General features: G+C 65.4%; 15 protein-coding genes. 5 read left to right on the top strand and 10 right to left on the bottom strand.

The window, feature by feature from the left end:
- Positions 1-102 precede the first annotated feature (102 nt).
- From AAHM38_RS20785 to AAHM38_RS20795, 3 genes are read right to left on the bottom strand one after another with little or no spacing between them, the layout of a single operon-like run.
- Positions 103-423, bottom strand: a complete 321-nt coding sequence (locus tag AAHM38_RS20785) for a DUF6587 family protein (RefSeq protein WP_009240366.1) — start codon at positions 421-423, stop codon at positions 103-105.
- Positions 420-2,285, bottom strand: a complete 1,866-nt coding sequence (gene feoB / locus AAHM38_RS20790) for a ferrous iron transport protein B (RefSeq protein ID WP_116576661.1) — start codon at positions 2,283-2,285, stop codon at positions 420-422. Before feoB ends, AAHM38_RS20785 begins: the two co-directional genes overlap by 4 nt.
- A 46-nt stretch (positions 2,286-2,331) precedes the next feature.
- Entirely contained in the window at positions 2,332-2,637 is a 306-nt protein-coding gene (locus AAHM38_RS20795) for a FeoA family protein (RefSeq protein WP_009240368.1), read from the bottom strand.
- A 687-nt stretch (positions 2,638-3,324) separates the two neighbouring features.
- Between AAHM38_RS20795 and AAHM38_RS20800 the strand changes: the two genes are divergently transcribed.
- Positions 3,325-6,876, top strand: a complete 3,552-nt coding sequence (locus AAHM38_RS20800) for an EAL domain-containing protein (protein WP_116576660.1) — start codon at positions 3,325-3,327, stop codon at positions 6,874-6,876.
- 21 nt (positions 6,877-6,897) lie between these two features.
- Here the strand turns inward: AAHM38_RS20800 and AAHM38_RS20805 are convergent, their stop codons facing one another.
- Complete coding sequence (locus AAHM38_RS20805; RefSeq protein WP_103519264.1) at positions 6,898-8,487, bottom strand: methyl-accepting chemotaxis protein; 1,590 nt, start codon at positions 8,485-8,487, stop codon at positions 6,898-6,900.
- 216 nt (positions 8,488-8,703) lie between these two features.
- On the opposite strand from AAHM38_RS20805, the gene AAHM38_RS20810 reads away from it, so the two are divergent.
- Complete coding sequence (locus AAHM38_RS20810) at positions 8,704-8,955, top strand: hypothetical protein (RefSeq protein ID WP_027679434.1); 252 nt, start codon at positions 8,704-8,706, stop codon at positions 8,953-8,955.
- A 13-nt stretch (positions 8,956-8,968) separates the two neighbouring features.
- Here AAHM38_RS20810 and AAHM38_RS20815 read toward each other — a convergent pair whose 3' ends face one another.
- From AAHM38_RS20815 to AAHM38_RS20825, 3 genes are all read right to left on the bottom strand, one after another.
- The gene (locus AAHM38_RS20815; protein WP_103519263.1) at positions 8,969-9,790 is read right to left on the bottom strand and encodes a siderophore-interacting protein; all 822 of its coding nucleotides are present in this window, start codon (positions 9,788-9,790) and stop codon (positions 8,969-8,971) included.
- Positions 9,791-9,870: 80 nt separating this feature from the next.
- Positions 9,871-10,530: a PadR family transcriptional regulator gene (locus tag AAHM38_RS20820; RefSeq protein ID WP_116576659.1), complete on the bottom strand. Its 660-nt coding sequence runs from the start codon at positions 10,528-10,530 to the stop codon at positions 9,871-9,873.
- Between the two features lie 112 nt (positions 10,531-10,642).
- On the bottom strand, positions 10,643-11,161 hold the full coding sequence (locus tag AAHM38_RS20825) for a MarR family winged helix-turn-helix transcriptional regulator (RefSeq protein ID WP_116576658.1): 519 nt from the start codon (positions 11,159-11,161) through the stop codon (positions 10,643-10,645).
- Between the two features lie 76 nt (positions 11,162-11,237).
- On the opposite strand from AAHM38_RS20825, the gene AAHM38_RS20830 reads away from it, so the two are divergent.
- From AAHM38_RS20830 to AAHM38_RS20840, 3 genes are read left to right on the top strand one after another with little or no spacing between them, the layout of a single operon-like run.
- Positions 11,238-11,735: a carboxymuconolactone decarboxylase family protein gene (locus AAHM38_RS20830; RefSeq protein ID WP_103519262.1), complete on the top strand. Its 498-nt coding sequence runs from the start codon at positions 11,238-11,240 to the stop codon at positions 11,733-11,735.
- Positions 11,732-12,181: a GNAT family N-acetyltransferase gene (locus AAHM38_RS20835; RefSeq protein WP_103519261.1), complete on the top strand. Its 450-nt coding sequence runs from the start codon at positions 11,732-11,734 to the stop codon at positions 12,179-12,181. The genes AAHM38_RS20830 and AAHM38_RS20835 overlap by 4 nt, the downstream gene beginning before the upstream one ends.
- Positions 12,178-12,804, top strand: a complete 627-nt coding sequence (locus AAHM38_RS20840) for an FMN-dependent NADH-azoreductase (protein WP_103519260.1) — start codon at positions 12,178-12,180, stop codon at positions 12,802-12,804. Before AAHM38_RS20835 ends, AAHM38_RS20840 begins: the two co-directional genes overlap by 4 nt.
- A 32-nt stretch (positions 12,805-12,836) precedes the next feature.
- On the opposite strand, the gene pcp is transcribed toward AAHM38_RS20840, so the two are convergent.
- The 3 genes from pcp to AAHM38_RS20855 all read right to left on the bottom strand — a co-directional run bounded on the left by pcp (position 12,837) and on the right by AAHM38_RS20855 (position 14,426).
- Positions 12,837-13,484, bottom strand: a complete 648-nt coding sequence (gene pcp, locus AAHM38_RS20845) for a pyroglutamyl-peptidase I (RefSeq protein ID WP_103519259.1) — start codon at positions 13,482-13,484, stop codon at positions 12,837-12,839.
- A 79-nt stretch (positions 13,485-13,563) separates the two neighbouring features.
- Positions 13,564-13,983 (bottom strand): MarR family winged helix-turn-helix transcriptional regulator, encoded by a 420-nt coding sequence (locus tag AAHM38_RS20850; protein WP_103519258.1) that lies wholly within the window; start codon positions 13,981-13,983, stop codon positions 13,564-13,566.
- A gap of 86 nt (positions 13,984-14,069) precedes the next feature.
- Positions 14,070-14,426: a hypothetical protein gene (locus tag AAHM38_RS20855; protein ID WP_257019764.1), complete on the bottom strand. Its 357-nt coding sequence runs from the start codon at positions 14,424-14,426 to the stop codon at positions 14,070-14,072.
- Between the last annotated feature and the right edge of the window lie 4 nt (positions 14,427-14,430).

Genomic DNA, 14,430 nt, shown 5'->3' on the forward strand with positions numbered 1-14,430 from the left:
CGTCCCCCGTTCAGGTTTGAGCCAGTCTACGCCTGCGCCGCGCCAAAATAAAACGGGCCCGCGTGATGCGAGCCCGTCGGTGTTGTGACGTTGCGTCAGTCGTTACTTGCGCCGCACGAAGTGGATCGGCTGCTCAACCGGCGCGGCGGATGCCGATTCACCCGACGCGCAGCCGCTGCAACCGCTCCCGCATGCGCTGCCCGACAGCGGATCGGAGTGGCACGAGGGCGACGCGCCTGGCGCAAGCAAGCGCTGCCCGAAAGCGCGCATCCAGCCCGGCCGTGACGGGCGATCACACCAGCCTGCAACGCGCGCCATCGTGCGGGCGCGCGTGGCCGGGGCATAGCGGCCGGTCAGCGACAACGCGCTCAACGCCACGACCGTGGCGACAACGCCGGTTTCGACAACGTGGTACACGCTCATGTCAGCACCCGTGCGATCTGGTAAGTGGCGAACGCGGCCAGGTAGGCCAGCGCGAAGAGGTAACCGGCGGTGCCTGCCATGACCTTCCACGAGTTGGTCTCGCGGCGGATGGTGGCCAGCGTCGAGATGCATTGCGGCGCGTAGACGTACCACGCCAGGAAGGCCAATGCCGTGGCCAGCGACCATTGTTGGGAGATGATGGGCGCCAGCTGCGCAGCCGCATCTTCATGCGTGGCCGACAGCGAGTACACCGTCGCCAGCGCGCCCACGGCCACTTCACGCGCAGCCATGCCCGGGATCAGCGCAATGCACATCTGCCATGTGAAGCCGATCGGCGCGAACACGACTTCAAGCGCGCGGCCGATCATCCCGGCAAAGCTGTAATCGATGGCCGGCAGCGTGGCGTTGGCCGGCGGCGCCGGGAACGTCGAGAGGAACCACAGCAGCACCATCATCTTGAGGATGACCGTGCCGATGCGGCGCAAGAAAATGCGTGCCCGCTCGACGAGGCCGACGATCAGGTTGCGCACGCTGGGCAGGCGGTACGACGGCAGTTCGAGAATGAGCGGGTGCTCGTTGCGATCGCGCTTCAGGTACTTGAGCACGTAGGCCACGACCAGCGCCGACACGATGCCCGCCATGTACAGCCCGAACAGCACCAGCCCCTGCAGATTGAACAGCCCCCACACCTGCCGCACCGGAATGAACGCACCGATCAGCAGCGCATACACGGGCAGCCGCGCCGAGCACGTCATCAGCGGTGCCACGAGAATCGTCACCAGCCGGTCGCGCGGGTCCTGAATCGTGCGCGTGGCCATCACGCCGGGAATCGCGCACGCAAAACTCGACAGCAACGGAATGAACGAGCGCCCCGACAACCCCGCGCCCGCCATCAACCGGTCGAGCAGGAAGGCCGCACGCGGCAGATAGCCCGATTCTTCCAGCGACAGGATGAAGAGGAACAGGATCAGGATCTGCGGCAGGAACACCAGCACGCTGCCCGTGCCCGCGATGATGCCGTTCACCAGCAGGCTCTTCAGCATGCCGTCTGGCATGACGTTGCCGACCCACACGCCCACGGCTTCCACGGCACCCTGGATGCCCTCCATGAGCGGTTGCGCCCACGAGAACACCGCCTGGAACATGAAGAACATCAGCACGGCCAGCAGCATCAGGCCCAGTACCGGATGCAGCACGATACGGTCGAGCCGGTCGTCCAGCTCGGCGGTGCTGCGCGGCATGGTCACAGCGGTATCCAGCAGGCGCTTCACTTCAACGTGCGGATCCGCATCAGCCGGCAGCCCGACCGGGACGGCCGGCAGTTGTTCGTGATCGATATGGGCGACGAGGTCGGCGGCGCCATTGCGTTTGATGGCCACGGTCTGCACCACGGGCACACCCAGGGCGGCTTCCAGCTTGGCGCGGTCGATGCGGATACCGCGCCGCTCGGCCGCATCCACCATGTTCAGCGCCAGCACCATCGGCAAGCCCAGGCGTTGCAGTTCCAGCACGAAACGCAGGTGCAGCCGCAGGTTGGTGGCGTCGACCACGCAGATGAGCAGGTCGGGACGCGACTCGCCGCGGAACGTGCCGAGGCAGATATCGCGCGTGATGGCTTCGTCCGGGCTCGTGGCGACCAAGCTATAGGCGCCGGGCAAATCGAGAATCTGCACATGCCGGCCCGACGGCGCGGTGAAGCGGCCTTCCTTGCGCTCGACCGTCACGCCCGCATAGTTGGCGACCTTCTGGCGGCTGCCCGTTAGCAGGTTGAACAGCGCGGTCTTCCCGCAGTTGGGGTTGCCGACCAAGGCAACGCGCAATGCGGGGGTGGAAGCGGAGGAAGAAGAAGCGTGCATCTGCATGAAGCCGGGTAAGCGGAGCCGGAAAGCGGCTGCAATAGAAGGCGGCCTATGCCGCCTCGCGCACCTTGACGGGCGGGGCCGTTTCGGGCGTAGCGATGGCAGCGGGTTGCGTGGCCGATTCGGCGTGCACGCACACGCGGGCAGCCTCCTGGCGCCGCAGTGCGAAGCGGGTAAAGCCCACCTGCACGACCAGCGGATCACCGCCGAACGGGCCGACGGCCACCACGCGCACCTCTTCGCCCGTCACGAACCCGAGTTCGCGCAGGCGTTGGCTGATGGGATCGGCGGGTTCACGGTCTTCAACGTGATCCACCACCGCCGTCGCCCGGCGGGAAAGCTCGGAAAGCCGCATCGTGTGTGGTCGTTTACGTAACGTGGTAAAGCAAGGAGTCTAAATGCGAATCGTTTTCATTATAACGCAACATCCCGTGAGACGGGCTGCGGCACCCGGTCGCCAGAATGGATATTTCGGAGGACGGGTTGTTACGGAGCCCGGCGTTGTGCAGAAAGCACTCGCGAAAGGCGTGGGGGCCAAAAACCGCTGCCCGTGCAGGGTTTCTTCTAAATTACCCTATCCTGGGTATTGGCCTGAATGGGGACCATTGCCTATGCTTCAACTGCGCTGAACTTCCCCGTTCAAAGCGTATTCTTGAGGCCACCGGGTACCGCTACCCGGTGGCTTTTTCTATTGGCGCCTGCCGCGTGCAGGCGACAGTTCGCCGAACGGTGCCGACGCGGTGAGCAGGGCTTGCATCGCCGTCGATCAGGGCATTGGCAGCGGTGGTTCGGGCACCCCATCGCCCACATTGCTACCACCCCTCGTGCCGCCTGCCGCGCCGATTTGCGGCCGGGTCGGCTACAGGCTATCCACAAGTTGCGTGCGATAGGAATTGCAAGCAAAATGCTTGCGCACTGCGTCAGCCATCATCCGGCACGATGCCGCAACTGCATCGTGCGTCGAGGGGATGGTCCTTGAGCCGCGCATCGTGCAACCGCAGAGTGCATCCGCTCTCCACATAAGGCTCTACCGGTCATTCAAGTGCCGAAGCACGCTTTCTTTCCCACCACGCTGCGCGGCCGCTTGCTTGCCCTGGCCGCGGTGGCCGCCTTGCCGGCCATTGTTGTCGCGATTGCCGGTGTGGCGCTTTACCGTGACCGGCTCAATGATCACCTTGCCCAGCAACTGACCCACGAAACCGAGACTGCCGCTGCGCGCGTCGGCATGGTGCTGTCCAACGCCAATACGCTGCTCTCGGTGCTCATCGCCGACGATTCGGCGCTGCGCATGGAGCAGCAAGAGTGCAGCAGTTTCGTCAACCGCGTCTTTCGTAACCAGAGCGAACTCGCGAACCTCGGCATCATCGACGCGCATCGCAAGCTGGTATGTACGCCCGATACGGCGAAGCTTGCCATCGATCTGTCGGACCGACCGTACATCAACGAGATCATGGCAACGGGCCGACCGTCCCTGTCGACATTTGTGATCGGACGCGTCTCCGGCCAGGCAGTGCTGATTTCGGCGCGGCCGATGGCAGGCAACGACGGCACCATCCGGGGCGTGGCGTACGCGGCCGTGCGGCAGAGCGCGTTGATTGCGGCGGCCGTCGACGGCATGTCGGAGGCGCCGGTCTATCTCGTGGATGCGGCGGGCAACGTGTTGTCGACCCACGGTGCTCTGGAGGCCGCCCAGGTGCCGGCCATTGTGCGCGGGCCGCTGGTGGCCGCCGCGGCCCAGCAGCCAGGCGAACCGGTGTTCGTGGACGACACCGACGGCGTTCGCCGCGCCTACGCCGCCATGGTGGTGCCGCACGCGGCCGGCGGGCATTTGCGCATCGTGCGGGGCGTGGACGCTACCGACATCGTTCGCCAGCAGCGCTACATGACGCTGGCCGGCGGAGGTGCCATCCTGCTGATGGTGGTGATGCTGCTCGCCCTGATCCAGATGGCGCTGCGGCGGATGGTCATGCCGCGCATCGATGCGCTCGTCGACGCGGCGCGTCACTACGCAACGGGTGATTTTTCTGCACGCGTAGTCGAGCATGGCGCCTCGCGGGACGAACTCTCGCTGCTTGAGCGCACCTTCAACGAAATGCGTGCCGCCATCCTGCGCCACGATGCCACCGTTCACCGCCTGACCGAACGCTTCCAGCGGGTGGCACGCGCCACCAACGACTGGATCTTCGACTGGGATATTGCGACCGGCGAGTCCTGGGCCAACGCCAGCCTGCATCGGCTGCTTGGCAGCGACGCGCTGCTCGGTCCGGGGGACGACGACGGCGCGGGTGGGGGCACCTCGCGCACGCTGACCTTCCAACAGTTCGTACACCCGGACGACGTCGATGCCTTCGCCCGCGAGCTGCGCGCCGTCCTGAATTCGAACCGCGACAGCTGGCAGCACGTCTGCCGGGTGATCGATGCCAACCGTGCCACGCGCACGGTGGAAATTCGCGCCAGCCTTTATCGTGATCAGGACGGCCGCGCTGTGCGCATGGTCGGCGGGGTGACCGACATTTCGCAGCGCTCGGCAATCGAGCAGGAACTGCGCAGCAGCGAAGCGAACCTGCGTGTGGCGGAACAGATTGCGCTTCTGGGCAGTTGGCGCTGGGATGTGCTGCGCGACTCGACTACATGGTCGTCGGGCATGTACGTGTTGACGGGCGTGCCGCCGGGCGCGCCGCCGGCCTTCGCCCAGCAAGCGCAGTTCTTTACCGCCGACAGCTATAACCGTCTGCGCGACGCCGCGAGCCGCGCCGTGACCGAAGGGGAACCGTACTCGCTGGAGCTGGAGATGATCCGCCGCGACGGTGAACACCGGTGGGTGCTCTCGCGCGGCAACATCGAGCGCAACGAGCGCGATGAGGTGATTGCGCTGTTCGGCACCATGCAGGACATCACCGAGCGGCGTGAATCCGACGAGCAACTGCGTCTGCTGCGCCGCGTTGTCGAATCGGTGCCGTCGGGTATTACCGTGGCCGACGCGCAGCAGCCCGACTTGCCGATCGTGTATGTGAACCCCGGCTTCGAGCGCATGACGGGTTATCGCGCAGAGGAAGTGCTGGGCCGCAACGCGCGCTTCCTGCATTCGTCCGAGCCTGGGCAGCCGGCGCTGAACGAAGTGCGGACAGCGTTGCGCGACGAGAGCGAGATTCGCGTGCTGCTGCGCAATTTCCGCAAGGACGGCCACGCGTTCCTGAACAACTTCCTGCTCTCGCCCGTGCGCGATGCCAAGGGTGCCGTTACGCATTACGTCGGCATTCAAGACGACGTGACCGAGCAGGAGATGACGCGCACGCGCCTGGCCCAGCACGCCACCATCGACCCGCTCACGGGCCTGCCCAACCGCACGCTGCTGGCCGACCGCGTGCAGCAGTCGGTGGAGATGGCCGCACGCCAACGTAGCCGCTTCTATGTGGCGCTCGTCAACATCGATCGTTTCAAGGTCGTCAACGACAGCCTTGGCCACCTGCTGGGCGATGAGGTGCTGCGCCGGGTGGCCGAGCGCCTGCGCGATGCCGCCGACACGGTGGACACCGTGGCGCGCTTTGGCGGCGACGTGTTTGCATTGGTGATCTCGCACGCCGGCTCGCGCGGCGTCGACTTCGGCTTTGATCTGTTTGCCGAGCCGGTGCGCGTGGAAGGGCACGAGGTGTTCGTGACGGCAAGCATCGGCGTGGCCGAATACCCGGCGCACGGCGCCGACGCCGATAGCCTCATCCGCCATGCCGAAATGGCGATGTACTACGCCAAGCAGAACGGCCGCAACCGCCTGGAATTCTTCGCGCCGGAAATGGATATCGGCGTGTCATATCGGCTGAATCTGGAACACCAGATCCGCGCGGCGCTGGAGCAGGGCCAGTTCCGCTTGCTGTACCAGCCGCAGATCGACACCAAGACCGGCCGCGTGTGCGGGCTGGAAGCGCTGATCCGCTGGATTCACCCGACGCGCGGGTTGCTGCCGCCGGCCGCGTTCATTCCGGTGGCCGAAGAGAGCGGGCTGATCGTCGAGATCGGCAACTGGGTCTTGACCGAAGCCGCGCAGCAACGCGCCGAGTGGCACAAGCGCGGCCTGGCTGATGACCTGACGTTGGCTGTGAACGTGTCGCCGCTGCAGTTCAAGCGCGGCACCGTGCTGCCGACGCTGCTAAAGCTACAGCGCCAATACGGCCTCGGGTCGGGCTTCCTTGAACTGGAAGTGACCGAGTCGATGCTGATGGAAGGCACCGAGCGCACCATCGAAGACCTCACGGCCATTCGACAACTGGGCGTGCGCATTGCCATCGACGATTTCGGTACGGGGTATTCGAGCCTGGCGTATCTGAAGCGCTTGCCGATCGACCTCATCAAGATCGACCGCGCGTTCGTCAAGGACATCGACCGCGATTCCAACGATGCCGCCATCTGCACGACGGTCGTGGTGCTCGCCCATAACCTTGGCGTGAAGGTGTGTGCCGAAGGTGTGGAAGACGCTGCGCAGTCCGCCTTCCTGGCCTCGCACCAATGCGACGTGCTGCAGGGCTATTACTTCAGCGAGCCGCTGTTGCCTGAGGCTGTGACGGCATTGCTTGAACGCGATACGCGCTTCACCGTGTAAGGCAGCGCCGCCGCTGCGGCGCTACGCGCGGAACACGGCGATGGCGTGCTTCAGGTCTTCCGACTGGCGGGCCAGCACCGACGTGGCGGCCGCCGCCTCTTCCACCAGCGTGGCGTTCTGCTGCGTGACCCCATCGAGCTGTGAAACCGACGCGTTGATCTGCGCAATGCCGCTGCTCTGCTCGCGCGAGCTGGCCGAGATTTCCGACATGAGCTGCGTGACGGTCTGCACCGATCGCACGATCTGCGTCATGGTGGCGCCCGCCTTGTGGACGAGATCCACGCCGTCGCGCACGGACTGATCGGATGCACGGATGATCTCCTTGCTCTGCGCTGCAGCCTGCGCGCTGCGCTGCGCGAGGCTGCGCACCTCGCCGGCGACGACCGCAAAGCCACGGCCTTCTTCGCCCGCGCGTGCGGCTTCAACTGCGGCGTTGAGCGCAAGGATGTTGGTCTGGAACGCGATGCTTTCGATGGTGGCGATGATCTCGGTCACGCGCTGGCTGTCGGCGCGGATGGCATCCATGGTTTGCACGACGCGCTGCACGACTTGGCCGCCGTCGGCCGCAATGGTGGAGGCCTGCTCCGCAAGGGCGCTGGCGGCACGGGCGTGGTCGGCATTCTGCGCAACCATCGATGTCAGCTCCTCCATGCTGGAGGCGGTTTCTTCCAGCGCGGCGGCCTGCTGCTCGGTACGTGCAGAAAGGTCATGGTTGCCGGCGGAAATCTGCAGCGTGCTGTGCGCAACGTTGGCGGCGCCGTCCTGGATGTCGCGCACCATCGACGAGAGGCTTGCGCGCATGGTGCCCATGGCACGCATGACTTCGCCCAGCTCATCGCTGGAGCGGACTTCGACCACGGTGGTCAGGTCACCGGCGGCCAGTCGCGTGGCAAGCGTGGCCGCTTCTTCCAATGGCCGGATCAGCGTGCGTGCAAGCAGTACGCCTGACATCGTAGCCAGCCCGGCGCAACCCACGCCGGTGAGCCACAGCCAGTCGCGGCTAAAGACGAGCCACGCTGCGCCATGCAGATCGGCGGCTTCCAGCGCGATGTGCGCCCATACCGTGCCGATCAGGATGGCCGATGCAATCAGTGTCTGCAGCCCAATCACCTTGAAGCGCAGGCTGTCGATCTGGAACAGATTGACGGCGCGCCGCCATCCCGTGCGCAGAATGCGGCCCGCGCGCACGGTGTACGACGTGTCGCCTTCATTGATGGCGGTATAGGCGCGTTGCGCGCGCGCGATCTGCGCAGGCGTGGCCATCGAGCGCACCGATGTATAGCCGACCACCGCGTTGTTCTGAAACACCGGCGTTACGTTGGCCAGCACCCAGTAGAAGCCGCCGTCCTTGCGTCGGTTCTTGACGAAGCCGCGCCACGCCTTGCCGGCTTGCAGCGTGGCCCACAAATCGGCGAAGGCGGCCTCGGGCATGTCAGGGTGGCGCACGAGGTTGTGCGGCGCGCCCATCAGCTCCTCATGCGAATACCCGCTGACGCGTACGAACGCCGGGTTGGCGAAGACGATGCGACCTTTGAGATCGGTGCGGGAGATGAGGTAGTCCGTCGGGTTGAGGGCGGTTTCGGCTTGGGTGACCGGCAGATTCTTGCGCATGGTGGTGCCGCGCTTCGTGGGCGCGGATGGTCGTAAGGAGGCGTGAGCGTGAAAGGCACACTGTCCTTCTTTGCATCGGCATGCTGCGGGCGGCCTAAAGATCATGTCTGCGCCGCAAGTTGATCTGGATCAAATCCCAAGAGCGGCCCAGATTGGCATGCCCGTTGCTAGATTGCTGGCAATGCGCTGTTCAGGCGCTGCAGACGGAGGAACGAGGTGCACAAGATCTGTGGAGACGTTGAGATCGTCCCGCGTGTGGTTCCCGCTGGCGGGCGGGGCTGGGAGGCGCGTGTCGAGGTGGTCTTCCGCGGTGCGGAAGGGCAATCGTTGTCGGGCTCGCAGCCGGTGCGGCCAGGATGCACGTTCGGCTCGCCGCGCGAAGCGATGGACGCGGCGCTGCTGCACGGGCAGCGCCTGTTGCGCGAGTGGGTGAGGGGCACGACACCCCAGGCAGAAGTCGCAACCTGACGCGACGCGAAGATCAGCGCGCCTCGCTCGCCTTGCGCTCTTCGCGTGATAGGCCGGCCGTCCAGTAGCCCTTGGCGTCGATGGCGTCATGCGGCACGGCCCAGGCGCCTTCGATCAGCGTGCGAACCTGTTTGAGCAACGACGCCTCGCCGGCCAGGAAGACCTGCGGTGTGCCGGCCGGCATGGCTTGCGCGCTCAGCGCGCCGACCATCATGGCGCCGGCGTGTGCCGTGTCGCTTTCCACCCAATGGATGTTGCGGCTGCGCGGGTGCGTGGCCAAGGCGCCTTCAAGCGGCAGCCGGGCGCGGGCGTCGCCGATGGCGATGTAGGTCAGCACCTGCGCGTGCTCGGGCAGCGTTTCCAGAATCGCGAAGATGGCAGGCAACGCGGTTTCGTCGCCAATGAGCAGCGTCCAAGGCGCGGCGGGGTCAGCACGGAAGCCCCGCTTGGGGCCGGCAAATTCGACTTCATCGCCGGGTGCGGCATGCTCCAGCCAGCGTGCGGCAGGGCCATGCTGGGCTGCGGGTGTCTCGTCGTGCACGACAAAATCGATTTCAAGTTCCCCGCGGGCCGCGTGATACCGGCGAATCGTGTAGGCCCGACCGAGCGTTCGGCCGTTGCCCGCGCGTTCGTGCGGAAACATCAGCTTGATCGCTGCGCCGGGCGGCGCCTCGGCCAGATCGGTGAGATCCGTCGCGGCCGCGCCGGTAAAGACCACGCGGCGCATGCGGGGCGACAACGTATGGATGGCGCGCACACGCACGCGGCGTGTGGCGGGTTTGACAGTACTGAGCAGCTGCGACATGAGACCTTGTGTGCGATTGAAGGCAAACATAGATGGCTGCGAAATGGACCGAGGCGAGGGGCCGGGCGACGAAGCGTCACCCGGGGCGGACTGGATGCTGCCGGTTCCGCTTACCGCTCGCCGGTGATTTCCTTGAGGGCGCGTAGCAGGATGTCTGCCACGCGCTGCTGTTCTTCGCGCGAGGCGAAACGTTTTTCCATGAGCGCGAACTTCAGGCGCCAGCGCGCCGTGCGCAGCGGGTCGTGGCCGGTGTCCGTCCATTCGGCGGCGTTGTCGGTTTCGCGGTCGAAGGCCATGGCTTCATTCATGCGCTTGACGCGCTCACCCATGGCGCGCAATTGCGCGAGGATGGCATCGGCGCTGTTCTGGCGCTCGGCCAGCCATGTTTCGCCTTCGGGGGTGATGCCGTAGCGCTTCTTGTTGCCCTCGACAGTGACGGAAGCGAAACCGTGGTCTTCCAGGTATGACAGCGCTGGGTACACCATGCCCGGGCTCGGTGTGTAGAAGCCGAGCGAATGTTCTTCCACCGCCTTGATCAACTCATAGCCATGGCGGGGTGCGCCCTTGAGCAGCGCCAGCAGCACCAGTTGCAGGTCGGCTGAACTGAGCCGGCGGCCGCGCCAGGGGCTGCCGCCTTCGTCGTCACCTTCGCCATAGCCGCCTGGGCCGCCCATGCCGCGCCCGAATCCGTGTCCACCATGACCGTGGCGACCCATCATGAAATGCTTTTCAATCCACATTTTGTGGTGATGTCCGAACCAACCGCGCATTGCATTCTCCTGAAGAGCATCATCAGATATATCGTAAGATACATCGAATGATAATGGCGGCCGTCCAGAAGTCAAGGCATCAATCGCGAAAGCGGAAGAACGGATCGGCCGATCAGGAGGTAGGTTTGTCGCTACCGAGCTTGGCGACGTGTACGAGCCAGCGCCGCACGACCTCTTCCTCTTCGGGCGTGAACCCCTCGAGCAGATCCTGCTCGATGCCGCCCGAGCGTTTTCGGCATGCTGCAAGCAGGGCAGACCCCTCCGGTGTGACGTCGATGTGCTGGATTCGGCCGTGCACGGCGTGGGGCCGGCGGGTGATGGCGCCGCTGCGCTCCAGGTTGGTGACGATCACGCTCACCGTCTGGGGCGTCAGCATGGTCAGCCGGGCAAGGTCGGCATTCGAGATACCCGGGTAGGCGCGGAGCATCGTGAGCACCAGGAATTGCGGCAGCGTGACGCCCACGTCGGCCATGGCGCGCTCCATGCGCAACCGCTGGGCGGCGCTGGCTTGGCGTAGCAGGTAGCCGAGATAGCCTTCCTCGCCGCGCTTGCCTTGGCCGGGCTCTGGAATGGCGGGCGCGTTGGCGGATGTGTCGTGTTCCTGGGTGGCAACAGGGGTGCGCTTGCTCATGATGTAAGAGTTCGAATATTATGTTCGAACACTGATATTAACACTCCTCCCATCCGAACCCTCTCAGGAGCCAGCCATGGAAGATCTTTCCCCGCGCATGGATTACTCGGAATTTGTCGATACTGCCGTCGGCGTGGCGCCGGCGTTGCAGGCGCTTGGCAAGGCGGTGGACGCCTCGGGGCTGGAAAAGCCGCTGACCGAGCTGATCAAGCTGCGCGCCTCGCAAATCAACGGCTGCGCGTTTTGCGTGCAGTTCCACTTGAACCTCGCGCGCAAGCTGCGCGTGGCGCCTGCCAAGCTCGACCTGGTGGCGGTCTGGCGCGATACGCCGGCCGTCTTCACGCCGCGCGAGCGTGCTGCGCTAGGCTGGACCGAAGCGCTGACCACCTTGGCACGCGCCGCCGGGCACGGCGTGGAAGACCACGAATACGATGCCGTGCTCGAACATTTTTCACGGACGGAAGTCACCTTCCTGACGGCCGCCGTCGCCAACATCCAGGCATGGAACCGTATTGCCGTTGCGATGCGTTTCGCGCCGCCGGTGCCGGCTGCTGCAGCGGCAGAGGGTGCATGACCATGGACGCCATCCGCCCCATTGAAGACGAAGCCGCGCTGCGAGCCTGCTTTCCCCTCATGCATCAATTGCGGCCGCACCTTGCCGACGCAGACGAGCTGGCCGCGCGCTGGCGTCGGCAGGTGGCAGACGGCTATCGCCTGATCGCCGTCTGGCGAGAGGGCGCGCCCGTTGCGCTGGCCGGCTATCGGTTGCAGGAAAACCTCGTCTACGGGCCGTTCCTGTATGTCGACGATCTGGTGACCGATGCCAACCTGCGCAGCAGCGGCCTCGGCAACGTATTGATGAGCCACCTCAAGGCCGAAGCCGAGCGCCTGGGCTGTGCGCGGCTCGTGCTCGATACGCCGCTGTCCAATGTGCTTGGCCATCGCTTCTACTATCGCAACGGGCTACTTGCAGGTGCCTTGCGCTTTGGCATGAACACGCAAACGGGGGCTGCGCGATGACAACACTGCTGCACGTGGCCGTGAGCCCGCGCGACGATCGCTCGCACAGCCGGCGTGGCGCAAAGTGGGTGATCGCACAATTGGCGGAGGCCGTCGGTGGCCTGCGCGTCATCGAACGCGATCTGGCGGCCACGCCGTTGCCGCATCCCAGCGCCGGTTTTGTCGAGGCCAGCCTCACGCCCGATGCCGACCGCACCGCAGCGCACCGAGCAGCGCTTGCGCTGTCGGAAACACTGATCGGCGAACTGGAAGCAGCGGATGCCGTGCTGATTTCCACGCCGGTGCACAACTACACGGTGCCTTCGGCGTTGAAGGCGTGGATCGATCTGGTGGTGCGGCCCGAGCGCACGTTTCGCCGCACGCCAAAGGGCAAGGTCGGCACGCTGACCGATCGCTCGGTGCTGGTGGTGTCCGCTTCAGGCGGCAACTTTGACGGCGCCCACGCGCAGACCGATTTCCTGATGCCGTATCTGCGTTATGTGTTTGCCACGGTGGGCATCCATCAGGTGGAAGGCATCCGCTTGCAGAACACCGCGCGCGGTGCTGATTCCTCCATGCAGGCCTTCGAAAGTTTCCGGCAGGAACTGGCTGCGCGGATGTTGCTCATGCCGCTGGTGGCCTGATTGCGTCAGGCCCGACCATGGCGTTGTGCGTGTCAGTGGACGGCCCCGCCGCTGACCTTCAGGTCCGCGCCCGTGGCCAGCGCTGTACGCACTGCCAGACGTATTCCTTCGATCTGCGTATCGATCGACAGGCTCGGCCGGCCCGCATGCCGCGCTGCCAGTTCGGGCGTGGTCGGCACGTGGATGAAGCCGCCGCGCACCTGCGGCGCGCGCATGGCAATGTGGTGCATCAAACCGTAGAACAGGTGGTTGCAGTTGTAGGTGCCTGCACTCTGCGACACGCCCGCGGGAACGCCGGCCTCGCGCAGCGCATGCACGATGGCTTTGATCGGCAGGGTGGAGAAGTACGCCGCTGGCCCATCGGCCACCACTGGCGTATCAACCGGCTGGTTGCCCGCGTTGTCGGGAATGCGTGCGTCGATCACGTTGATGGCTACGCGCTCCACCGAAATCTCCGTCCGGCCCGTGGCCAGCCCCAGCGCGAACACCAGGGCGGGTGATGTTGCCTCGATGGCGTCCACCAATCTTTCGTTGGCAAGGCCAAACACGCACGGCAGCTGCCGCGCCACGATGACCGCGCCGTCCACCTGCGTGCCGTCGAGTGCCTGCGCGATGTCCCACGAAGGGTTGGTGGGGTCGGATTCAAACGGCTCGATGCCGGTGACGAGAACGGTAGTCATGCGCGCGCTCCTGTTGGATATGCGTAGTGATGCAACTATTTGCCGATCAAAAAGGCGGCCATGGCCGCCCCCGTTTGTCTTACGTGTTCAGTGCACTCCGAACGTCGCGGATGGCCTGCACCGTATCGTCGAACGCGCTTGCGCCGACGTGCTCGCGCAAGCGCCGTGCCACCTTGGCGCTGGCCGCCTGCAGCGCGGCTTCCACTGCTCGGGCCGCTTCCGTGGGGAACAGGTTCCACTCGCGGCCATCCTCTGCGGACGGCTGGCGCTCCACCAGCCCCTTGGCGACCAAGCCATCGACAAGACGCGTGGCCGTGGGCCGCGCAATGCCCAGCACCTCGGCCAGTTCGCGGTTGAGCACGCCGGGTCGTTTGAGCACCACGCGCAGCACGAACCCTTGCGGCGGCGTCAGGCTGAACGGCGCATACGCGACCGTCCATTCGCGCTCGACCGAGCGCGCCAGAGCGGTGGTGTTGAAGTACAGGCAGTGATCAAACATGTACCGTAGTCTAGCGACGGATCATTAGGGATACAACGAATTTATTCATCCATCGATCTACTGGGGGGGGCGGCTCAGCGTGCAGCTCAGGGCGGCGCATCCGCCATCTGCGTCAGCTGCTTCAGTGCCTGGACGAAGTACGCGCGATCGTGCGGTGCCAGGTCTTGCGTGGTTTGCGAGAGGCGCTCCATCGTCGTGCGCAGGGTGGCGTGATCGCGGTCTGCGTGGGCAAACCACGCCAGCTCCAGCAGCAAGCCGCTCACTTGGACGTGGCCGTAGCGATGACGGCCACTGTCGTGCTCGCGCAGACGCAGCGCCGCCACGTCGGCCCAGCGCTGGGGCCAGTAGCGCGCGTCAAAGGCTTCGGCAAACGGTCCGGCCTGCGTGCGCAGGTCGGTCAACGTCAGCGCAGCGCGGCGTGTGTCGGCGCGTGCAATGCGCATGAGC

It is taken from the genome of Ralstonia sp. OTU4908 (assembly GCF_038440115.1).
Taxonomy (GTDB): Bacteria; Pseudomonadota; Gammaproteobacteria; order Burkholderiales; family Burkholderiaceae; genus Ralstonia; species Ralstonia pickettii.